This is a genomic window from Campylobacter sp. CNRCH_2013_0671h, from assembly GCF_025773055.1.
In the GTDB taxonomy this organism is placed as follows: Bacteria; Campylobacterota; Campylobacteria; order Campylobacterales; family Campylobacteraceae; genus Campylobacter_D; species Campylobacter_D lari_D.
On record NZ_JAKMTG010000009.1, the window covers coordinates 15,241 to 37,814 of the forward strand.

Below are 22,574 nucleotides of genomic sequence, written 5' to 3' on the forward strand. Positions count from 1 at the left end.
CTTTTTATAGCAGTTCACTAGTAAATAAATCTTCATTAAAATTAGCACCCAAGTATTGACAAATAAGTTTTGCATCTCTATAACCATTACCAAGACAACTCGTAGCACCTGGGCTTGGTGTCATATTAAAAATTATACCCGGAATTTCAGTGATGCTAGCCTCTCCAAGCATTAATTCTCCTGCTTTTTTATCAAGCACTTGAGGTCGCACTCCTCCAAAATTTTTAGCATAGTAAATATCATCTGTTTTTAAACTAGGAACTATTTTTTTAGCATCTTTTACAAAAAGTTTTTTGTTGATATAAGGAATTTCAAATAAATAATTATAAAGAATATAATTTCTAATAGTAGAATCTTTAAAAAGATTAAAACAAATTTTAATTACATTCATATCAAGATTAAGTGTTTTAAAAAATTCAGGTAAAGATTTAAAGCCATGGTATCTTTCTAGCATAGGAATAACTAAAGCAGTAGGACCAAAACGGGTGTTCATGTTAGTTAGTAAATCAGGATCGCCGTGTAATGCAGCAAATGGGAGTTTTGGATTTTGCACCATATAAACCTTACCATTTAAAATTTTTCTTTTTGCCATGTAAAAACTTCCTGCAACAGGAAAGCAAGATTTGTCTAAACCTATACCCATTTTATGTGCTAAAAATAACGAGTGTGCGCCTGCATTGACGATAATGGATTTTGCACTATATTCTTTAAAATCTCTTGTTTTTATATAAAAAATATCATCTTTTTTTTCTATAAACACAACTTCTTGATTGTAAGCAACATGAGTATCTTTACCTTGTTTGCAAGCTTGCTCTATGAGATTTTGACTCATAAGTCCAAAATCTACTGTGGTATAAATTTCACCTTCTTCTACACCCATAGCTACTATATTATCCGCCCTATCATTGACACCATCTTCACCTAAAACAACATTTGGTTCTATTTGTTTGATTTCATTTTTTGTGTAAAATTTAATATAAGGATATAATTCTTTAAATTCTTCATATCTATTTTTCATATATTCACATTCTTTTTCCCCAACTGCAAGTGCAAGTTTTTGGTGTGAATACATGAATTTATTTTGTGCATTTTGCAAGAGCCCATATTTTACAATCATATCTGCTGTTTTTTTAACTTTTTTTGCTTTTTCCAAGGTATAGTTAGTTTCTATATCACCGCAGTGGATGGTTTGTGAATTACTTGTGCTGTGACTATTTAATGTTGCAGCGTTATTGTATTTTTCTAATAATGCAATACTTTTAATATCAGTATATCTTGCTAATTCGTAAAATGCTGCAGCACCAGAAATCCCACCGCCAATCACTACGGCATCAAAGTGTTTTCGATCCATTATCATCAATTCCTTTTGTGTATGTTTGATTTTGCTAATAATATCAAAATATAGTTGTTTTGAGTTTAAATAAAGCTTATAATTGAAAAGCCAAAGATATGGTTAATCTTTTAAAGTATAAAATTTTCACAAACAGCTTTTTTCATACCTCTAAAAATCAAAAATTTATCATAAATTGCATAATCAAAAAAATTTGCAAGAAATTGCCCATCGCCACCTGTGAAATATAACTTTTTATCATATGCACTATCTTTTATAAGTAAATATATACTTTTAAAAACTCCATAACTTAAAGCATCAATAGTTCTTTGGGGAAAGGCATCAAAGTTTATTTGAGTGTTAAGTTCGTGTTTTAAGCGAGAAGAAATACTAGCAAAAGATTTTTTGTAGCTTTCAATACCAGGCAGGATAAATCCTCCAAGATGGATTGAATTTGAAACAATATCCACAGTTATTGCAGAGCCAGCATCAACTACTACCCCATCTTCTATGGTATAGCAAGCTGCTATTCTATCAACTCCTAAATTCTTATAAATAGTATCAAAATTAAAATATGGAGCAAGGTTAATAAATAAAGGATTTTGCTTTAATCTTTGCTCTAAATTTGGATTAACATTGATGTAAAACACTTTTTGTGTCGGCTCATACTGTAAAAATTGCTCTATGCTCATAGAATGAAATTTTTGCTCATTTAAAAAACTTGCAGTTGTATTGCCAATATCACACAAAAGCATAACTTTGAATTCCTTTGGTGAATAAATATTCTTTTGCTTTTGAGCAAATTAGAGACTGATGAAAAATAAAATGATTTTTAAATTTTAAATTTAAAATTTGACTTATGTTTTGAAAAATATTTTCAAATTCTAAACCATCTTTTTTTAAAATCTTACTTTTTGCAAAAGAAAATAAAAATAAGCAATATTGTTTTTTTGTATTTTCTCCATAAAAGCAAATTAGTTTTTTCTTTTTGCTAAAAGCATGGATATCCAAAGAATTAATATTTTTTAAAATAATTCCATGTTTAATAAGAATATCGCTAAGTTCTTGATTCATCTTAATTTAATTGTAAAACTTTATTGTTATAGAAAAATTTACCATTAGCCATAAAACTTTTTTTATCAATAGCTTCATTTAATTTATATACGGTAAAATCTTTCAGATTTGTATTTAATTTAATTAAATAGCCAGTTTTTTCAAATACATACAAAGAATCATTATATAATGTGCTTTTGGAAAATAAAGCAAATTGAAATTTTATTTCATCAATTTTTCTAAGATTATAATCATTTTTGATAACTCTTCCATCTTTTGTTAATATAAAAATTTCTTTATCGTTAATATTTACTTCTTTAATGTTTTCGTTTAAGTATAAAGTTCTATTTGGTGTTACAACGATGATTTTTTGTGCTGTTGCGGCAACCATTGTATCGTTTTTAACATGAAGATAGATGATATTATTAAAAAATTCTTCACTACTTACTAAAATTTCTTTACTAACTTTTAGTGTACTTTTGTTAAGTATGGCTAATTTTCCATTAAGCATAGGGTATATGATAATGGTATTTAAAAAATAAGGATTAGCATAGCGACTATCTTGAGCATAAGCAGTGCCTAAATTTTGTAGCATTCTTATACCAAGATTTTTATTAGCATACACTAAAGTATTACTTGCTAAAATCAAAGCTATATCATCACCGTCTACATTAGCACTTACTACACTTTCGTTAAATTTATGAGAAAATAATTCTTCACCTTGTAAATTTAAAATTTTAAAATTCCCATCATTATCAGCTATAAGAATTTCTTCTTGACGGATATTTAAAATATTATAGTTTTTATCTATTTTTAAAGCAGTAATATTTCCTTTATTGTCTATAAAAGTATTATTATTTAACTGAGCAATGTTGTTGTTAAAATTAACTATTTTTCCATTAATATTTTTAGAATTATAAGGAAGTTGTTCTAATTGTGTTGGTTGATAGTATTCCCTTTTAGTGCCACAAGCACTAAAAAATATTAAAGTAATAATAAATAAATAAAAATGCTTCATTTTATTCCTTGATAGTGTTTTAAGCTTGTGATGATTTGCCATAAAGGAGAATTTATAGGTATTTTATTAAATTCAACATCCGCGTTTTTAAAATCATTTTGTTTTAAAAATTCAAAACCTATTAATAGAGTATTATAATCTTTTAGAAAATCTGATTTTTGATTATTTTGGGCAAGCACTATTTGTTTTAACAAAGGATCTATATTAAGACTCAAGGTTTGATTAAGATCTTGATTATTTTGACCCATAATATATATGGTGTATAAATTTGCATTTTTTTGCTTTAATTCCTCAATTAATTTTTGATCTGAAGGATTTTTTAACAGATTATTAAAAATGATATTACTTTCTTGGATATTTTTTTCTTGTTTTATATTATAAATATAACTTCCACTAAAATAAAGAATTAAAAGAGTAATAAGAGCAATAAAATAATATTTGTATTTTCTTATAAAGCGTTCTGATTTGATAAAATTTTCCATCATTTGCTCTTGAGAGCTTAATTCTTCTTTTACTGCTTTCAAATTTTCTTTTAAAGCCATATTTTTCCTTTATTAATATAAAAAATGTTATTTTGTAATTTTAAAGTCTATAATTGTAACATATAAAAATGAAAAAATAAATTATTTTATGTTATAATTTTCAATCTAAACCAAAGAGTTTTATAAAATTAAAATTAAGGTAAATGATGCAAATTGATGATAAATTATTAACTAAACTTGAAAAGCTAAGTGCTCTAAAAATAGCAGATGAAAAAAGACAAGAACTAGAAGAGCAATTAAGCCAAATTGTTAATTTTGTGGAAAAATTAGATGAATTAAAACTTGATGATATAGAAGCCATGACTAGCACAACAAATGGTGGAACCTTATTGAGAAATGATGAGAGTAAAAAATCTGATGTGATAGATACGATAAGTAAGCATACTCCAAATTCTCAAGATGGATTTTTTATAGTCCCTAAAATAATTGAATAAAATATTTGGAGTTTAGCGTAGATGGAAAATTTTTCGTGGTTTGATGTTTTTGTTTTAGGTTTGACTGTAATTTTAGGCTTAAAAGGCTTGGTGAGTGGCTTATTTAAAGAAATTTTTGGTTTATTGGGTATAGTTGGTGGGGTTTTACTTGCTTCAAGATATGCTAAAGAGGTAGCAGAGATTATCAATAATAATTTTTATGTAATTGAAAATGAAAATCTTGCTATTTTTGCAGGTTTTTTAGTTTTGTTAATCGTGATATGGATAGCATGTATGGCCTTGGGAAATATATTATCAAAAATGTTTAGCATGAGTGGTCTTGGTTTTATAGATCGTATAGGTGGATTTTTATTTGGAAGCGCTAAAATATTTTTAATTTTTGCAATTTTAGTTGCTTGTATTAATAATATAGAATTTTTAAATTCAAGTTTAGAAAAATATGCAAACAATAGTCATACTTTAAATTTACTTAGAAAAACAGGTGAATTTATAATGAATACTGATTTTACTCAAAATAGTTTAGAAAAAATAGAAGAAAGAATTAAAGATTCTAATATAAGTCTAAATTCGGAGGTAAATAATGCAAATTGAAAATATAGAATATGATGTTTTACTTGAGCGCTTTAAGAAGACACTTAAGGATAATGGCTTAAAATATACCAAACAAAGAGAAGTGCTTTTGAAAACTTTATATAATAGTGATATGCATTATACCCCAGAAAGTTTGTATGTGGAAATCAAGCAAAAAAATCCTGAATTAAATGTAGGTATTGCTACAGTTTATAGAACTTTAAATTTATTAGAAGAATCGGGCATGGCTACTTCTATATCTTTTGGAGCTTCAGGGAAGAAATTTGAACTTGCAAATAAACCCCATCATGATCATTTAATTTGTAAAAGTTGTGGAGAAATAGTTGAATTTGAAAATTCTATTATTGAGCAGCAACAAATGTTAATAGCAAAAGAATATAATTTTAAATTAACAGGGCATTTAATGCAACTTTATGGGTTATGTCCGCAATGTAGTAAAAAATAAAGGTAAAATTAATGTTTGATAATATTTTAGAACAACAAAAAATTCAAAAAGCGCAAGAATTAAAAAAGCTAGGAATTAATCCATATCCACATTTTTTGAAAAAAGAAATGAGTATAGTTGAATATAAAAATAAATTTGCATACATTAAAGATACGCAAAATCAGCGTGATGAAAAAGTATATGGAGTGTTAGCAGGAAGATTAAAACTTCTTAGAATAGCTGGTAAATCGGTATTTGCCAATATAGAAGATGAGCAAGATAATATTCAAATTTATTTTAATCAAAATATTTTAGGAGAAGAATACTTTGCTATTTTAAAAAAATATCTTGAAGTAGGGGATATTGTTTTGGTTAAAGGTTTTCCTTTTATGACTAAAACAGGAGAATTTAGTCTTCATGTTGAGCAAATTCAAATAGCTACAAAAGCCATAGTGCCTTTACCGGAAAAATATCATGGGTTTACTGACATTGAGCAAAGATATAGAAAAAGATACCTTGATATGATCATGAATAGTGAAGTAAGAAAAGATTTTATTTTGCGTTCTAAAATTGTTTCTTATATTAGATCTTTTTTTGATAATAAAGGATTTTTGGAAGTTGAAACACCAATGATGCATCCTATTGCAGGAGGAGCAAATGCAAAGCCTTTTGTGACTTATCACAATGCTTTGGGCGTGGAAAGATTTTTAAGAATAGCTCCAGAATTATATCTAAAGCGTTTGATTGTAGGTGGTTTTGAGGCAGTTTATGAGATTAATAGATGTTTTAGAAATGAAGGGATGGATTTAACGCACAATCCTGAATTTACTACAATTGAGTTTTATTGGGCTTATCATAATTATCATGATTTGATGGATTTAACAGAAGAGCTTTTTGCTATGCTTTTGGATAAATTAAATTTAGGTAAAAAGCTCGAATTTGATGAAAAAATAATTGATTTTTCTAAGCCATTTGAAAGAATTACTTATAAAGATGCGTTAAAAAAATATGGTGGTTTAGATGATGAGCTTATTGATAATAAAGAATTAATCTTAGAAAAGCTAAAAAAAGATGGCTTTGAAGCCAATGAAAAATTAGAATTAGGTCATTTGCAAGCTGAACTTTTTGATAATTATGTTGAAGATAAGTTGATTAATCCCACTTTTGTAATAGATTTTCCTATTTCTATAAGTCCTTTGTCTAGAAGGAGTGACAAGGATAAGGATATTGCTGAAAGATTTGAATTGTTTATCGCGGGTAGAGAGATAGCTAATGGATTTAATGAGCTTAATGATCCGCTAGATCAATATGAAAGATTCTTAAAGCAAATTGAAGCTAAAAATGCAGGTGATGAGGAAGCATGTGAAATGGATGAAGATTTTGTTAATGCATTGGGCTATGCTATGGCACCAACTGCAGGTCAAGGCATAGGAATAGATAGGCTAGTTATGCTTTTAATCAATAAAAAATCAATTCGCGATGTAGTGCTTTTCCCAGCTATGAGGCCACTTAAAAATGAGGTAAAAGGAGAGTAAATGTTGGAAAATTTTGATAAAGAAATTTTTGATTTAACCCAAAAGGAGCTAGCAAGACAATGTGATGGTCTTGAAATGATAGCAAGTGAGAATTTCACTATACCAGAAGTAATGGAAGTAATGGGGAGTATTTTAACAAATAAATATGCAGAAGGCTATCCTGGTAAAAGATATTATGGTGGATGCGAATTTGTTGATGAAATTGAGACAATTGCTATAGAAAGATGTAAAAAACTTTTTAATTGTAATTTTGCCAATGTGCAGCCTAATTCAGGTTCTCAAGCAAATCAAGGTGTATACATGGCATTGTTAAATCCTGGTGATAGAATTTTGGGTATGGATTTAAGTCATGGGGGACATTTAACTCACGGTTCTAAAGTAAGCTCTTCTGGAAAAGTCTATGAAAGTTTTTTTTATGGGGTAGAGCTTGATGGGAGAATTAATTATGATAAAGTTAGAGAGATAGCAAAAGAAGTTAAGCCAAAACTTATTGTTTGTGGTGCTAGTGCTTATCCTAGAGTGATTGATTTTGCTAAATTTAGAGAAATAGCAGATGAAGTTGGCGCATATTTATTTGCTGATGTTGCGCATATTGCAGGATTGGTTGTAGCAGGTGAGCATCCTAGCCCGTTTCCCTATGCTCATGTTGTAAGCTCTACAACACATAAAACTTTAAGAGGTCCAAGAGGCGGGATTATTATGAGTAACGATGAAGAAATTGCCAAAAAAATCAATTCTGCAATTTTTCCGGGTATTCAAGGTGGTCCATTAATGCATGTAATTGCCGCCAAAGCTGTTGGATTTAAATATAACTTAAGTGATGAGTGGAAAATTTATGCTAAGCAAATCATTAAAAATACTGCTACCTTGGCTCAAGTTCTAATAGATAGAAAATATGATTTAGTTAGCGGTGGTACTGATAATCATTTAATTTTATTAAGCTTTTTAAATAAAGATTTTAGTGGTAAAGATGCGGATTTAGCTTTAGAAAGAGCAGGTATTACAGCAAATAAAAATACGGTTCCAGGGGAAACTAGAAGTCCATTTGTAACGAGTGGTTTAAGACTTGGAACAGCAGCTTTAACAGCAAGAGGTTTTAAAGAGGAGCAAATTGCTATTGTTGCAAATTATATAGCTGATATTTTAGATGATATACAAAATACAAAACTACAAGAAGAGATTAAAGTTAAACTGAAAAATTTGGCAAGTAATTTTATTATTTATGAAAGGGCTTTATTTTGATTACAACTATGGATTTGGCTTTAATTAAAATGGTTACAAGCCATTATTATATTAAGCGTAATGCTATAATTAACAAATATGAGCATAAAGGTAGAATTTTTTTTGATAAATTCGAAAAAGTAAATGCTCCTTTGACAGCTAATGTTATACAAGAACATATGGAAAAAAAGATTATTGTAGCACACTCTTTGATTAATAGTTTTGATAAGGTTGAAAATATTGTATTTGATTACAATGGTTTTAACGCAGAGCGTTTTTGGCATAGAGCACAGCTTGTTTTAAGGGAAGAAGGTTTTATAAATTTTACTGCCTATAAAACAAGAACTAACAATCATTTGCATTTGTATATCCATAAAGGACATACTACTTTTAATGAAGCATGCTCTTTGGGATCAAAATTATCTTTGCTTTTTTCTCAAAAAATGCCTGTAGAGTGGAAAGTTTTTCCTAGTATGGATATACCTAAGGAATTTAATATTTTAACTTTACCTTATGAGGTTTATCAAAAAGAGCGTGGCGCTTCTTGGTCTAAACATATGTAATTTTTGAAAGGATGAAAAATGGAAGAAAACAACAAAAATGAATTTGATGATATTATCTTGCAAAAAAGCAATAAAAGTGAAAAACTTAAAAAAATTTTACTCAGATCGATTATTTTAATTATTGTGTTTTTGGTAGTAATGATAGCAATGAAGTTAATTAATGATCCAGGCGAGGAAAAATCACTACAAATGCCATCAGAGCCGCAAGAGCAAGCTTCTTATGAAAATAATTTTAATTCTTTGCCTATTACAGATAATACTAAAGAAGAGGATGAATTTGAAGCTTTAGCTAGAAAACTGAAAGAAGAAAGTTCATTGGCTGATGCAAATAATACCATAGAGGAAAAACAGGAAATTCCAAGCAATAGTGTATTAGATCAAATTACATCAACAGAACCAAAAGAAGAACCAGCTAAGGTGGAAGAAAAACAAGAAGAGATTAAGCCTGTAGAAAAATCTATAGAAAAACCAATTCAAAAACCTTCTGAAAAATCAAAAACTAATGTTGTTGAAAAGCCAAAAACCCCAGAGCAAAGCAATGCAAATGAATTGTTTGAGAGCATAAAAACACCGCAGACTCAAACACACCTTGCAGCAGGTACTTATATCCAAGTTTTTTCTTTAAATAGTCTTGATCCTAAATCAAAAGAATTAAATATACTTAAAGAAAATGGATATGAATATAAAATTTACAAAACAACAGTAAATGGCAAAGAACTTACAAAAGTTTTAGTTGGGCCTTATAAAGAAAGCGAATTAAAAGCTGAATTGGAAAAGGTGCGTTCTAAAATCGCAAAAGGTGCTTTTACTTTTAGAGTAAAATGAAAATTTTCACAGTTATAGGTGATCCTATTGTGCATTCTAAATCCCCAAGAATGCACAATAATGCTTTACAAGTTCTTAAAAAAGACGCAATATATACAAGATACCATTTAAAAAATAAAGCAAAATTAAAAGAAATTGTTCAAAAATTTGATGGAGCAAATATTACTATACCTTTTAAAGAAGAAGCGTATAAAATTGCAGATTTTTGTGATGAAAGTGTTAAGCAAATAGGATCTGCCAATACTTTAATAAACAAAGATGGTAAAATTTATGCTTGCAATACAGATTATTTGGGATTTTTAAAAGCAATTGAAAATTTTTTTTCTATTAAAAATGCTTTGATTTTAGGTGCTGGTGGCACCGCTAAAGCTTTAGCTTATGCTTTAAAATCTATAAATATTGAAGTTGCAATAGCAAATCGCTCTAGTGCTAGATTTGAAAATTTAACCATCTATCCATGTTTTTTATATGATCAACTTGATTTAAATACACAATTTGATTTGGTAATAAATACGACTAGTGTGGGTTTACATGATGAAAGTTTACCTTGTGAAGAAAGGATTTTAAAAAATATTTTTCAAAAAGCTAAGTATGCTTTTGATGTTATTTATAGTAGAGAAACATCTTTTTTAAAGTTAGCACGAGAAAATGGATTAAAAATAAAAGATGGCACGCAAATGCTTTTATGGCAAGGTGTTTTTGCTTTTGAGTTATTTTTAGAGTGTCAAAAAACAGAAGAAATTTATAAAGCCATGGAGATGGCTTTAAAACTTCCTTAGTGACTAAACCAAGATTTGATTTTATCAAACAAGCTTTCTTGTTCTATAAAAGCTTCCTCATTTTCTAAGCCAAAGCTTTTTTCAAGTTGCAATAGTAGATTTTTTTGTTCATCAGTAAGTGTTTTTGGAAATTTTATTTCAATTTGTACAATATGCGAACCAAGTTTTCCATTGTGAATATTTTTAACACCTTCGTTAGCTAATTCAAATTTTTGTTTATCTTTTGCACCCACCGGAAGTTTAAGATCAGCTTCTCCTCTTATGGTGGAAATTTTAATTGTCTTTCCAAGAGCAGCTTGGGTAAAAAATACAGGTACTATGGTATATATATCATCATCATGTCTAATAAATTTATTATCATCTTCTACAACGATTTTGATATACAAATCACCTCTTTGAGAAGAATTTGGAAGCTTATTTGCTTTGTTTTGCACTCTAAGACTCATACCACTATCAATACCTTCTGGTATATCAAGTTCTATATGATCTTTTATTTCTTCATAACCATTTCCATGGCATGTCTTACACTTATTTTTTATTATTTTCCCACTGCCCTTACAATGATCACAAGTTTGTACAAAAGTCATAAAACCTTGTCTAACACCAACTTGTCCTTTTCCTCCACAATGAGAACAAATATCTTCTTTTCCATTTTCTGATCCACTACCATTGCATATTTTACAAAATGTTTTATAGGTAAAATCAATTTCTTTTTTGCAGCCAAAAACAGCCTCTTTGAAGCTAATCTTTACCGCTATTTTTAAATCATGTGGATATTTATTTCCTCTTTCTTTTTTACGCGTTGAGTTTCCAAAACCAAATCCATCTCCAAAAAAACTTGAAAATATATCCCCTAAATCAACATCTCCAAAACCACCAAAACCACCGGCTTGTCTTTTTAATCCTTCTTTGCCGTATCTATCATATATACTTCGCTTTTCATCATTGCTAAGTACTTCATAAGCTTCATTGACAAGTTTAAATTTTTCTTCAGCTTCTTTATCTCCTTGATTTCTATCAGGATGATATTTTAATGCCATTTTTCTATAAGCTTTTTTTATAGTTTCTTTATCTGAAGTTTGAGAAATTTCTAATATTTCATAATAATTAAGTTCCACTTTTTTCCTCTCTTGAAAAATTAATATTATAATTTTAGCAAAAAAATAAATGAATAGTTAAATTATGTGTTATAATATTAAGTTTGTAACATATTTTCACTAATAAGGGGTAGAGATGATTAATGTTTTAATGATCGAAGATGATCCAGATTTTGCAGAGTTTTTAGCAGAATATTTGGCCCAATTTAATATCAAAGTTACTAATTATGAAGATCCGTATTTGGGAATGAGTGCTGGTATAAAAAATTATGATTGTTTAATTCTTGATTTAACTTTACCTGGACTTGATGGTCTTGAAGTTTGTCGCGAAATAAGAGAAAAATATAGTATTCCTATTATTATTTCTTCAGCTAGAAGCGATTTAAGTGATAAAATTGTAGGACTTCAAATAGGTGCGGATGATTATCTACCAAAGCCTTACGATCCTAAAGAAATGCATGCAAGAATTATGAGTTTAATCCGTCGTTCAAAACGCGTAAATGAAACTCCTGAAAAAATAATCAATTCAGCTTTTAAAATTGATGAAAAAAGACATGAGATTAGTTACAATGAAGAGGTTTTAATTTTAACTCCTGCTGAATATGAAATTTTAAGTTATATGATAAGACAACATGGATTTTCAGTTAGCAGAGAGCAGCTTGTGTATCACTGCAAAAGCTTAAAAGATAAAGATTCTAAAAGTTTAGATGTAATTATTGGTAGGCTTAGAACTAAGATCGGCGATAGTTCGAAGGCACCAAAGCATATTTTTTCAGTTAGAGGGATAGGATATAAATTAATAGGATGAAAGTAACTATTAATCTTAAGATTACCGTTCTTTTTGCAACGGCTTTTTTGTTTGTTTGTGCTTTGTTTGTGCTCTTGGGTAAGGTTCAGGTTGATTCTTATTTAACCAATGAGCAAAATAGACAAAAAGAAATTGTAGAAAAAATTATATATAATTTAGAAAGAAAAGAAGGTTTTTCAATTCATGATTATCTTCTTTCTAAGTCTTTTAAAATAGTTGAAAATGAACGCAGTGCAAAACATATAGTTGCAAAAGGTGAAAAGGTGCTTAAGGTTAATTCTGCTTACGGTAGTTTTTCTTCTATTATTTACCATAATCAAATTTTTTTTTATGTTGAACAAGTTAATTTAAAGCAGCTTTATGAGCTAAATGCATCTACGCGTTTAGAGTATTTGTTTTTACTAAGTTTCTTTTTTAGTTTGATTTTGATTATATTTTTATATTTTTCTGTTTTAAGATCTTTAATGCCTTTAAAAATTTTAAAAAAGAAAATTAAAAATATTAGTGCTGGAAAAATAGAACCTTTATCCGAATATTCACAAATTAATGATGAAATTTCAGAAATTTCTTTTGAATTTGATCATGCTATTAATAAAATACAAGAATTAGTAAAATCAAGACAATTTTTTTTAAGAATGATTATGCATGAACTTAAAACACCTATTGGAAAAGGTAGGATAGTTTGTGAGATGCTAGACAATCAAAAACAAAAAGACCGCTTAGTAGCGATTTTTGAAAGACTTGAATTATTGATTGATGAATTTGGTAAAATTGAAAAAGTTTTATCTAGAAATTGCCAACTAAATTTGCAAACTTATCATTTGAGCTTAATTTTAGAGCAGGCTGAAGATTATCTCATGAGAGATGATTTTTATCAAAAAGTTAAGATTTCTTACAAAGAAGATACTATGATTGTTGCTGATTTAGAACTTTTTTCCTTAATGCTTAAAAATTTGATTGATAATGCTATTAAATATTCTGACGATAAAGCTTGTGAGATTATATGTTCAGGGGACTATGTAATTGTTAGAAATAAAGGGGTTCAACTTAAAAAAACTTTTGATTATTATTTGAAACCTTTTGTAAGAGAACAAAATACTCAAGTTGAAGGTATGGGATTGGGGCTTTATATTATCAATAATATTTGCAATCTTCATGGTTATAATTTAACTTATAGTTATGAAGATGGTTATCATATTTTTAAGATTGTTTTTTCAAGGTTAAAATGACTTGAAAGATTTAGAAAAATTTAATGAATTGGTAAATGCATTTTCTGCATTGCCTACTATCGGTAAAAAGTCTGCATTAAGACTTGCTTATCATGTTTGTATAAAAGATCCTTTGCTAGGTTCTAAACTTGCTTATAGTATTGAAGAATCCATTAGAGGGATTAAAAAATGTATACAATGCGGGGCTTTAAGTGAAAATGAATTATGTGAAGTTTGTTCTGATATAGAAAGAAATAGTAATATTATTTGTATAGTGCAAGATCCTAAAGATGTATTAATTTTAGAAGATAGTAAAAGCTATGATGGGCTTTATTTTGTACTAGAAAATACCAACGAAGAAAATATTACTAAATTAAGAGTAATGATTGAAAATAAAAATACTAAAGAAATTTTTTTCGCTTTTACTCAAGGCTTAAATTCAGACGCTGTAATTTTTTTTATAGAGGAAAAATTAAAGGATTTAAATTTGAGTTTTTCCCAAATAGCCCAAGGTATTCCAAGCGGTGTTAGTTTGGAAAATGTCGATTTTATATCTTTACATAAGGCTATTAATCATAGAACTAAACTTGATTGATATATTTTTTAAGTAAAATTATCCATTCATTTTTGCTAATGTCATTTATAATTTCATCGGCAAAATCGCAATTTTTAACTCTATTTTTGGTAAAAAGTAAAATTTTATTTTGTGAATTTTGTATTTTATATTCATGTAGTATTTGAGTAAAATGTAAAATATCGAACTTTATGACTTCATAATCAACCAAAATTAATCTAAAATTTAATTTTAAAGCGTTCTTAAAATCACTTAGGCTATCTACGATTTGATTATTTGAGCAAAATTGATTGGTTATATTTAAAATTAGATTATTTTCAAAACTAGAAGATTTAAAAATCAATACATTGTATAAATTTGCTATTTGATAACTTTCTTCTTTAAAATTTGTACTTAAAAAATTGATAAGATCTTTGACATTGACATCTACAAATGTGTAGTTTAGCGTATTTTTTATTTTCTTCTTTGAAATAATAAAGGAATATTTTTTCTCTACTTTTTGAAAATCATCAAAAATTTCACTACTAATGCCTATATCTAATAAAATACATTGTAATAAAAAATTTTCAATCATATCATCATTTACAATGCATGCGTGGATATTCTTAAAAATAATATTTTTTGTTTTTGTATTTATTTGATATTTTTTTAAAATCGGCTTTAGTGTAATGGAATTTTCTAATCGCATATAGTTAAAACTTTGAATAAGATATTGCAAGTTTTTTTGTAAAAGTTTGTTTTGTATTTTTTGATCTTGCAATTGTTTTTGCGTTAGCTCAAATGATGTTTTTAATTTTTCTTTTAGATCTATTAAAGAGGTTGAACTTGATAATTTTAAAAATTTTTCTATTTCTTGAATAATGATATTATCTTTTTTAAGTTTTTGATTTTTTATAATTAAATAAATATATGTAGCGATAAATATTAAAATACTAATAGAGGTATAAATATAGAATAATTTTTGATCAATTGGATATAAAAAATAATAATTGAAAAAACATAAAATCAAAGTTAAAGAACTAATAAAAAATATCATAAATTTTCCTTAATTATTTTGGCTATTTTTATATTAGAAAGTGATTTTAATTCATTAAAATCGGCTTTACTGATTTTATCAAAACTACCGTAATAATCTAAAAATTTTTTAATATAACCTTGAGAGATTCCAAGTTGTATCAACTTAGAGCTTTGTAGGTCCTGTTTTCTTTTTGTTTTTTGGTGAAAACTAATTGCGAAGCGATGTGCCTCATCGCGTAATTTTTGCAAAAATTGCAATTTTTTATCATCGGTAGAAAGTTGAATTTTTCCTTCTTGAGTATAAATTTTATCTTTCGCACTTCCTTTTGCTCTATAAGCTTTAGCATCTATTTTTTCTTTAGATATAGCTAAAATATCCACATTTGCTCCAGAACTTTTAATAATATCATTTGCTAGTTTCAATAAGGCATTCCCGCCATCAATCAGCCATAAATCAGGCGGTGGATTTTTATCAAAGGATAAAGCTCTTTTACTAAGGATTTGAAGCATTTGATCATAATCATTTTTATAAGATAAATGATAGTGTCTATAAGAGCTTTTATCAAATTTCCCATCTTTGAAGGTTACTAAAGCACCTACAATTGCATCACCTTGCATATGAGAATTATCAAAAATTTCTATATGATTGGGATAATTTTGCAGATTGAAAAAATCTTTTAATTCTTTTAAAAATAAATAATTTTCATTTTTTAAATGCTTTTGTATGTTTATTTTTGCATTTTCTAGAGCAAGCTCGCATAGGGCTTTTTTTTCACCAAGTTTTGGCGATTTAAGGTAAAATTTTTTAGAAAATCTCTCGCTGAGTAGATCTTGCAGTAGCTTCATGTCTTCAAAATCTTTGTGTGTATAAATATGAGTTGATTTTATTGGAGATTCTTGTGTGTAATTTTCTAGAATATATTGTTTATAAATTGCATTTAAGTCAAATTCGTTTTGACTATTAAGAGCTAGTATTTTATGATTTGAACTAATGATTTTACCATTATTTATTACAAAACGCACCATGGAGAGTATGTTTTCTTCGCAATAAATAGCATAAATATCAAAATCTTCTAATTTTGCAAGGTCTATTTGTATTTTTACACTTAAATCTTCAATTGTTTTAATTTGATCCCTTATAAGAGCTGCTTCTTCGTAGTTTTCACTCTTTGCGTATTCAAGCATTTTATTTTCTAAATTTTTTGTTAAAGATAAGGGATTTAAAAGAGCTTGTGTGGCTTTTTGGATAATTTTTTCATATTCTTGTTTAGAGATTTTTTGCTCGCATGGACCTTTGCAACGCTTAATCTGATAAAAAAGACAAAGTTCTTTGCAAGATTTCTTTTGTCTTAGCTCAAAAGATAAATATAAAGCATTTAAAAGCTCTTTCGCTCCTTTAAAAAAGGGACCAAAATATTTTATTTTATTTTTTTTGATAATTTTTCTTGTAATTTCAAATCTTGGAAAATCTTCATTTAAGTCTATATAAATATAAGGGTAGGTTTTATCATCTCTTAATAATATATTGTATTTTGGGTGTAATTGTTTTATAAAAGAATTTTCTAGTATTAAAGCATCGGCCTCGCTTTTTGTGGTAATAAATTCTAAATGATGGGTTTGACTAATCATCTTTTGAATTCTTAAACTATTGCTAGGATTTGGGCAAAGATTTGGAGTGAAATTAAAATAACTTCTAACGCGGTTTTTTAAATTCTTGGCCTTACCTACATATAAAAGCTTACCTTGTATATCAAAATACTGATACACGCCAGGTAAATTAGGCAAGGTTTTGAGTTCATTTTCAAGCATTTTTTATAAGCTTTCGCAGTTCTTCAAATTTATTATATAAAATAGGATTTTCAAAATGGTTTTTAAAATTTCCATTAGAAAGTTCTAGATGAGTTTTTTTATGTGCGTTAAAAGTATTGTTTTTGGATATAAAGTTTTTGTCGCTAAGTATTTTTACATTTTCCACTTTTGCAAAATTACTCATTGGCTTAGCTAAAATATAGTTTTTTATGAGACTTTTAATCATTTTTTTGGTATTATCGTGATTAAGTTCCATATATGCAATGTGGTGTTTAACTAAAATAATCAAAGTATTATTTTTTATAAAGAGTTTAGTAATCATTTGTTGGTGATTATGGTTAAACAGTTTTAAAAACTCTTTATATTGCAAAAGTGCTTTTAAAGGTTTATAATGTTTATATTTTTCAGAATTAGCAAATATATCAATAACATCACGACTTGTTTTAATATCATTTTTAACTTCCATTTAATTATTGTAACATTTTTTTTATTAATATTTTTAAGTGCATGTGGTTATAAAGCTGCTCCATTTTATGAAATAAAAGATAATAATGGCAGCGTAAAGGAAATAAAAAAATTCCAATCTTTGGAGAGTGAAATATGAGTAGAATACTTTTTTTGCTTTGTTTTAGTATTAGCTTTTTATTAGCAGGTCAAACTCATGAGTTAAATTTGGCTTTTAGTGCTTTGGGTATAGGTGTTTTAATAATTTTTATATTAGGTTATTATTTTATCGCAGCAGAAGAAAAATATCATATCAACAAAACTAAGCCTGCTTTGTTTATAGGAACATTTTCTTTTATTGTCATTGGTATATATATGGTAGTAAATGATTTAGACACGCAAATACTTGAAGAAAGTGTTAATCATCTTATCTTGGAAATCGCACAAATTGTGTTTTTCTTAATAGCAGCAATGACTTTTATAGAAGCATTAATAGAAAGATCGGTTTTTGAAACTTTAAAATATAAGCTTGTAAGCAAGGGTTATACTTATAGAAAATTATTTTGGCTAACAGGAATTTTGGCTTTTTTTATCTCTCCGATTGCAGATAATCTTACCACAGCTTTGATTTTATCTACTGTGCTTTTAACTATAGATAAACATAATAAAGAATTTTTAATCCCAGGTGCTATAAATATTGTAGTAGCAGCTAATGCTGGTGGAGCTTGGTCGCCATTTGGTGATATTACTACTTTGATGGTTTGGACGGCAAAAAAAGCTACCTTTTTTGAATTTTTTGCTCTTTTTCCTGCTTCTTTTATTGGATGGTTTCTTACGGCTTATTTGCTATCGCGTTATGTGCCTGATGTTGAGCCAAATTTTCATAAAGATAATCTAGAAAAAGTTGAAATTAAACCAGGTGGTAAAGTATTTATTGTGCTTGGTTTTTTAACTATCGCTTTAGCAGTTTTTATCCATAGTATTTGCGATTTGCCTGCAATGTGGGGTATGATTTTTGGTCTTTCTTTGCTCAGCTTATATATGTATTTTTTCAATAGAAAACAAGGTAAAAAAGATTTAAATATTTTTCATTATATGACGCGTATTGAAATGGATACTTTATTATTTTTCTTTGGAATTTTATCTGCTGTGGGCGCTTTACATTTTGTTGGATGGCTTGCTTATGCTTCCGATCTTTATACAAAATTTGGAGCTACTAGTATTAATATAGGCGTAGGATTTTTATCTGCTATTGTAGATAATGTTCCGGTTATGAGTGCGGTATTAAAAGCTAATCCAAGTATGGATGATACTCAATGGCTTTTAGTAACTCTTACAGCAGGAATTGGAGGATCATTAATAAGCTTTGGCTCAGCAGCTGGTGTGGGGGTAATGGGAAAAATGAAAGGAATTTATACTTTTAATTCTCATTTAAAATATGCATGGACGATTTTAGTTGGATATATAGTATCTATTATAGTTTGGTATATACAATTTCAATTGTTAAATTTATAAAGGAGTTAGATGAAAAAAGCAGATATTTTGGTTTTGGACTTTGGTTCGCAATATACACAGCTCATTGCAAGAAGATTAAGAGAGCAGGGCGTATATGCAGAAATTTTACCTTTTAATGTAAGTTTAGATGAAATTAAAATTAAAGAGCCTAAGGGTATTATTTTAAGCGGTGGACCGGCTAGTGTATATGCAAATGATGCTTATTTTTGTGATAAAGGTGTTTTTGATTTAAATATACCAGTTTTAGGAATTTGTTATGGTATGCAACTTATGGCACATCATTTTGGTGCAAATGTAGCTCCAGCAGGTCATAAAGAATATGGCAAAGCAACTATAGATATTCAAAATGATAGTGACTTGTTTAAAAATTTACCTAAAAAACAAACAGTATGGATGAGTCATTCTGATAAGGTAGAAAATTTACCACAAGGTTTTGAGGTTTTAGCAACAAGCGAAAATAGTCCTTTTTGTGTATTTGGAGATGAAAAGCGTAAATTTTTTGCTTTACAATTTCACCCTGAAGTTCAACATAGTGAGTTTGGAAAAAGCATCTTAAAAAATTTCGCTAAGTATGCATGTAATTGTGATAGTATATGGAATATGGGATCTTTTGCAAAAACTCAAGCGCAAAAAATTAAAGAAGAAGTAGGTAATGATAAGGTATTATGTGCTGTTAGTGGTGGGGTTGATAGCAGTGTAGTGGCTGCATTACTAGCAAGTGCGATAAAAGATCAAGTGGTAGTAGTATTTGTTGATAATGGTCTTTTAAGAAGCGGTGAAAAAGAGCAAGTTGAATATATGTTTAGACATACTTTAGGTATTGATCTAATTAGTATTGATGCTAGGGAGATTTTTTTAAGTCGCTTAGCAGGTGTTAGGGATCCTGAACAAAAGAGAAAAATTATAGGAAATACCTTTATAGAAGTTTTTGAAGAAGAAGCTAAAAAACATAAAGATGTAAAATATTTAGCACAAGGAACTTTATATACTGATATTATTGAAAGTTCGGTTGTAGGAGCTAGTAAAACCATAAAATCTCATCATAATGTGGGTGGGTTACCTGAAAAGATGAATTTAAAACTTATTGAACCTCTAAAAGAAATTTTTAAAGATGAGGTAAGAGCTTTAGGAATAGAACTTGGCTTGAGTAAAGATGTAGTTTATCGTCATCCTTTTCCAGGTCCAGGGCTTGCTATACGCATTATGGGTGAAGTAAATGAGCCTAGTTTGGAGCTTTTGAGAAAAGCTGATGTGATTTTGATTGAAGAATTAAAAAGCAGTGGTTGGTATGATAAAACATGGCAGGCTTTTTGCGTGCTTTTAAATGTGCAAAGTGTTGGCGTAATGGGAGATAATAGGACTTATGATAATGCAGTTTGTGTGCGTGTGGTGAATGCAAGTGATGGTATGACAGCTACTTTTTCTCATTTACCTTATGAGTTACTAGAAAATATTTCACGCCGTATTATTAATGAAGTAGAAGGAATTAATCGTGTGGTGTATGATATTTCTAGTAAGCCGCCAGCGACTATTGAATGGGAATAGTTATTTAGTGCAAAAATAAACAAAAGCAGGAGGGAGATTTTGCCAAATGATAGGTGAAATTTCTACCTTGCTAAAAGTAGTAAAAAGTTTTTTCTTAAAAGCTCTTCCTTTTGGCGTGGGCAGTATATATGCAAATGTTGCAAAGCAACCATTTTCCTCTAAAACTTCATGAATGGATTTTAATAATAAATCTTGTTCTTTGGGATTTAATAAAGCCCAAGGAATTCCAGAAATAATTAAGTCTGCGTTGTTGATTGCTCTTTTTTCTAACATATCAGGTAGAAATTCCGCTGATCTAATTTCTAAATCTATATTTTTTATATTTTGTTGTAGTTTTTTTGCCATATGTGGATTAATTTCAACTGCAAAAAATCTTGCATCATGATTTTTTTGCTTAAGGATATATTTGGTAAAACTTCCTGTTCCAGGTCCTATTTCAATAATATTTTTTGCATGTTGGACATGAGAGGTTATGAGTTTGCTTAGTTTTTTTGAGCTTGCACAAAATGCTCCTGTTTGTTTTGGATTTTTAAAGTATTGATATAAAAACATAGATTAAATACCTAAGATAGTTATTTTTAATAAATTTTAAAATATTATTGTAAATTTATGAAAACAAAGTTAAAATAAGAATTTAATTTTTCTTTAGATCAAGGATTTGGATATGCATGGAAAAATAATGGTTTATGTGGATGGTACTGGAAGAGGAACAGTAATTAATCTTGCAAAAACATTTTTTGAATTTAACAAACATGCTTGGCACGATAAAAGAAGCATGCCAACGGTTGGTATGTTTGTTGAGTTTAGATCCGATGGAAAGCATATTACAGATTTAAGACCTTCTAAATTTCAAGAATTTGGAGATAATGATTTTATTAAAGAAAGAGATTTTTGGAAAACAGATAGTGATGATGAATTGGAGGATTTAAGACTAACAAGACGTGATGCTTATGTTCAAGAGCTTTATAGAGAAACCGATTATGATAATCTTGATAAGATTACTCTAAATTTGACTATCCCACAAGCTATTCAAAGGTATTTTTATAATGAAACACTATCAATCAATGCTGTGAAAGATATTAATACAGATGAGGTGCCATATATTATAGATTTTTTTGCTATGAAGCGTTTTTTACATAAAGCTTTGGATACTTTGCTTTTTTCAGATAATACCATTAACCAAGCTGACTTTTCTGCTATGAAAAATATTATAGTACATCTTGAAATGGCTTATAAAGATATGAAAGATAAGCAAAAACATATCAACATGGAGCGTTTGTATGATGAAGTCTTTTTGTCTCATCAATGTCATTATCAAGCACTTCTTGCTTCGATCGACAATAGGAAAAATAGAAAATTAGCACTTGATCGCCAAATGAGTACTTTGATTACAGATATTAAATCAAAACAAGCGAGAATAGAAACAGAAAGTGGCAAAAAACGACAAGAATTTGAAGAAATGATACAAAGTAAAAAACAAAAGCTTGTTGAAATAAAAAATGAAGTAGATTATTTTACAAAAAGCATTGAAAAATTAGAGGCAATGAGAAAGTCTTTCTATGAAAAAAATCTTACCATTTTTAATAATAGTTTTAATATGGCTAGAGAGAAACTTTTTGAGAAAATTAAACAAGGTTTAAATATATGTGCTACAAAATTAGATATAGAAATTTGGAAAAAATCTTTAAAATCAACAAGTATAAAAAATTCTTATTTTAAAACTGCAAGCGAAATTTCTTTCTGCACTCTTTCTTTTGCTGAACTTTATTTAAATAGATTAAATAAACATGCACTAAATCCAAATGATCAATTACTGCTTTCTTATGTTAAAAAAGTAAGAAAAGAATGTGAAAAAAGTTTTTTAATAGTTACTTCCAATCCTGATTTATATGTTAATATGAAAATCCAAATTTTTGCAATGAATCCTTATTATGTTGTTAAGCATGCACCTAAAAAAGTAAATTATCAAGGATTGATGAAAAATACTGAATTTGATATAGTTTATGTAGATGAAAAAACTATTTGGGCATCTGTTGCTGATGTTATTTTAGAAGGAAAGTATTTTTTAAAAAAGGACTCTAAAACTAAATTCAAAATTTTATAAAAATCCTTTTAAACCCTATTTTTAAGTTTTCTTAGTTATAATTAGAATGCCTAAATGGTTCGATATGGTATTAAAGAGGATCCAACACATTAATTATAAGCTGTGATGTGTGATTTACCGTGTTCTGTGACTTCGTTT

The 22,574-nt window shown here is 28.2% G+C and carries 24 protein-coding genes; 14 read left to right on the plus strand and 10 right to left on the minus strand.

Translation table 11 applies throughout. The features are described 5' to 3' along the window. Positions 1-4: 4 nt before the first annotated feature. The 5 genes from L8X97_RS06795 to L8X97_RS06815 form a co-directional block, all read right to left on the minus strand. A complete protein-coding gene (locus L8X97_RS06795; protein WP_263660760.1) occupies positions 5-1,351 on the minus strand; it encodes an FAD-dependent oxidoreductase in 1,347 nt (448 codons plus the stop codon). Between the two features lie 110 nt (positions 1,352-1,461). Further along, positions 1,462-2,085: a type III pantothenate kinase gene (locus tag L8X97_RS06800; protein ID WP_133319858.1), complete on the minus strand. Its 624-nt coding sequence runs from the start codon at positions 2,083-2,085 to the stop codon at positions 1,462-1,464. Further along, positions 2,072-2,404 (minus strand): hypothetical protein, encoded by a 333-nt coding sequence (locus L8X97_RS06805; protein WP_220567165.1) that lies wholly within the window; start codon positions 2,402-2,404, stop codon positions 2,072-2,074. Before L8X97_RS06805 ends, L8X97_RS06800 begins: the two co-directional genes overlap by 14 nt. 1 nt (position 2,405) lies before the next feature. After that, a complete protein-coding gene (locus tag L8X97_RS06810; RefSeq protein ID WP_263662920.1) occupies positions 2,406-3,401 on the minus strand; it encodes a hypothetical protein in 996 nt (331 codons plus the stop codon). Then, complete coding sequence (locus tag L8X97_RS06815) at positions 3,398-3,943, minus strand: hypothetical protein (RefSeq protein WP_263662921.1); 546 nt, start codon at positions 3,941-3,943, stop codon at positions 3,398-3,400. The genes L8X97_RS06810 and L8X97_RS06815 overlap by 4 nt, the downstream gene beginning before the upstream one ends. Before the next feature lie 146 nt (positions 3,944-4,089). Here L8X97_RS06815 and gatC point away from each other — a divergent pair, with 146 nt between their 5' ends. Genes gatC through L8X97_RS06855 form a run of 8 tightly spaced genes read left to right on the plus strand, consistent with a single transcriptional unit; the run spans position 4,090 to position 10,315 of the window. After that, positions 4,090-4,377, plus strand: coding sequence for an Asp-tRNA(Asn)/Glu-tRNA(Gln) amidotransferase subunit GatC (gene gatC / locus L8X97_RS06820; protein ID WP_263662922.1), 288 nt, complete (start codon positions 4,090-4,092; stop codon positions 4,375-4,377). Between the two features lie 21 nt (positions 4,378-4,398). Then, positions 4,399-4,968: a CvpA family protein gene (locus L8X97_RS06825; protein WP_263659800.1), complete on the plus strand. Its 570-nt coding sequence runs from the start codon at positions 4,399-4,401 to the stop codon at positions 4,966-4,968. Next, a complete protein-coding gene (locus tag L8X97_RS06830) occupies positions 4,958-5,413 on the plus strand; it encodes a Fur family transcriptional regulator (RefSeq protein ID WP_043019516.1) in 456 nt (151 codons plus the stop codon). Before L8X97_RS06825 ends, L8X97_RS06830 begins: the two co-directional genes overlap by 11 nt. An 11-nt stretch (positions 5,414-5,424) precedes the next feature. Continuing rightward, positions 5,425-6,927, plus strand: coding sequence for a lysine--tRNA ligase (gene lysS, locus L8X97_RS06835; RefSeq protein ID WP_263662923.1), 1,503 nt, complete (start codon positions 5,425-5,427; stop codon positions 6,925-6,927). Further along, positions 6,928-8,169, plus strand: a complete 1,242-nt coding sequence (locus L8X97_RS06840; RefSeq protein ID WP_133319865.1) for a serine hydroxymethyltransferase — start codon at positions 6,928-6,930, stop codon at positions 8,167-8,169. It begins immediately after the preceding gene. After that, complete coding sequence (locus tag L8X97_RS06845) at positions 8,166-8,711, plus strand: DUF1882 domain-containing protein (protein WP_133319866.1); 546 nt, start codon at positions 8,166-8,168, stop codon at positions 8,709-8,711. Before L8X97_RS06840 ends, L8X97_RS06845 begins: the two co-directional genes overlap by 4 nt. 18 nt (positions 8,712-8,729) lie before the next feature. After that, the gene (locus tag L8X97_RS06850; protein WP_263659801.1) at positions 8,730-9,536 is read left to right on the plus strand and encodes an SPOR domain-containing protein; all 807 of its coding nucleotides are present in this window, start codon (positions 8,730-8,732) and stop codon (positions 9,534-9,536) included. After that, positions 9,533-10,315, plus strand: coding sequence for a shikimate dehydrogenase (locus L8X97_RS06855; protein ID WP_263662924.1), 783 nt, complete (start codon positions 9,533-9,535; stop codon positions 10,313-10,315). The genes L8X97_RS06850 and L8X97_RS06855 overlap by 4 nt, the downstream gene beginning before the upstream one ends. Here the strand turns inward: L8X97_RS06855 and dnaJ are convergent. Continuing rightward, positions 10,312-11,433: a molecular chaperone DnaJ gene (gene dnaJ / locus L8X97_RS06860; RefSeq protein WP_263662925.1), complete on the minus strand. Its 1,122-nt coding sequence runs from the start codon at positions 11,431-11,433 to the stop codon at positions 10,312-10,314. The two genes, L8X97_RS06855 and dnaJ, sit on opposite strands and share 4 nt — an antisense overlap. Positions 11,434-11,548: 115 nt before the next feature. Between dnaJ and L8X97_RS06865 the strand changes: the two genes are divergently transcribed. From L8X97_RS06865 to recR, 3 genes are read left to right on the plus strand one after another with little or no spacing between them, the layout of a single operon-like run. Continuing rightward, positions 11,549-12,220, plus strand: a complete 672-nt coding sequence (locus L8X97_RS06865; protein WP_066006696.1) for a response regulator transcription factor — start codon at positions 11,549-11,551, stop codon at positions 12,218-12,220. After that, positions 12,217-13,449: an ArsS family sensor histidine kinase gene (locus L8X97_RS06870; protein WP_220567174.1), complete on the plus strand. Its 1,233-nt coding sequence runs from the start codon at positions 12,217-12,219 to the stop codon at positions 13,447-13,449. The genes L8X97_RS06865 and L8X97_RS06870 overlap by 4 nt, the downstream gene beginning before the upstream one ends. 1 nt (position 13,450) lies before the next feature. Further along, the gene (gene recR, locus L8X97_RS06875; RefSeq protein ID WP_263662926.1) at positions 13,451-14,023 is read left to right on the plus strand and encodes a recombination mediator RecR; all 573 of its coding nucleotides are present in this window, start codon (positions 13,451-13,453) and stop codon (positions 14,021-14,023) included. Here the strand turns inward: recR and L8X97_RS06880 are convergent. The 3 genes from L8X97_RS06880 to L8X97_RS06890 are packed head-to-tail and all read right to left on the minus strand — an operon-like array spanning position 14,010 to position 17,294. Further along, positions 14,010-15,038 carry a hypothetical protein gene (locus tag L8X97_RS06880; protein ID WP_263662927.1) on the minus strand — a complete coding sequence of 343 codons (1,029 nt, stop codon included), beginning with the start codon at positions 15,036-15,038 and terminating at the stop codon, positions 14,010-14,012. The genes recR and L8X97_RS06880 overlap by 14 nt on opposite strands. Beyond that, positions 15,035-16,828, minus strand: a complete 1,794-nt coding sequence (uvrC, locus tag L8X97_RS06885) for an excinuclease ABC subunit UvrC (protein WP_263662928.1) — start codon at positions 16,826-16,828, stop codon at positions 15,035-15,037. Before uvrC ends, L8X97_RS06880 begins: the two co-directional genes overlap by 4 nt. Beyond that, positions 16,821-17,294, minus strand: coding sequence for a hypothetical protein (locus L8X97_RS06890; protein WP_263662929.1), 474 nt, complete (start codon positions 17,292-17,294; stop codon positions 16,821-16,823). Before L8X97_RS06890 ends, uvrC begins: the two co-directional genes overlap by 8 nt. 134 nt (positions 17,295-17,428) lie before the next feature. On the opposite strand from L8X97_RS06890, the gene nhaD reads away from it, so the two are divergent. Both nhaD and guaA read left to right on the plus strand, forming a co-directional pair. After that, complete coding sequence (gene nhaD / locus L8X97_RS06895; protein ID WP_263662930.1) at positions 17,429-18,787, plus strand: sodium:proton antiporter NhaD; 1,359 nt, start codon at positions 17,429-17,431, stop codon at positions 18,785-18,787. A 9-nt stretch (positions 18,788-18,796) separates the two neighbouring features. Further along, complete coding sequence (guaA, locus tag L8X97_RS06900; RefSeq protein WP_220567179.1) at positions 18,797-20,332, plus strand: glutamine-hydrolyzing GMP synthase; 1,536 nt, start codon at positions 18,797-18,799, stop codon at positions 20,330-20,332. Here guaA and L8X97_RS06905 read toward each other — a convergent pair whose 3' ends face one another. Then, positions 20,333-20,884, minus strand: a complete 552-nt coding sequence (locus tag L8X97_RS06905) for a class I SAM-dependent methyltransferase (RefSeq protein ID WP_263661656.1) — start codon at positions 20,882-20,884, stop codon at positions 20,333-20,335. A 112-nt stretch (positions 20,885-20,996) separates the two neighbouring features. Between L8X97_RS06905 and L8X97_RS06910 the strand changes: the two genes are divergently transcribed. Next, positions 20,997-22,436, plus strand: coding sequence for a hypothetical protein (locus tag L8X97_RS06910; RefSeq protein WP_133319879.1), 1,440 nt, complete (start codon positions 20,997-20,999; stop codon positions 22,434-22,436). Positions 22,437-22,574: the final 138 nt, after the last annotated feature.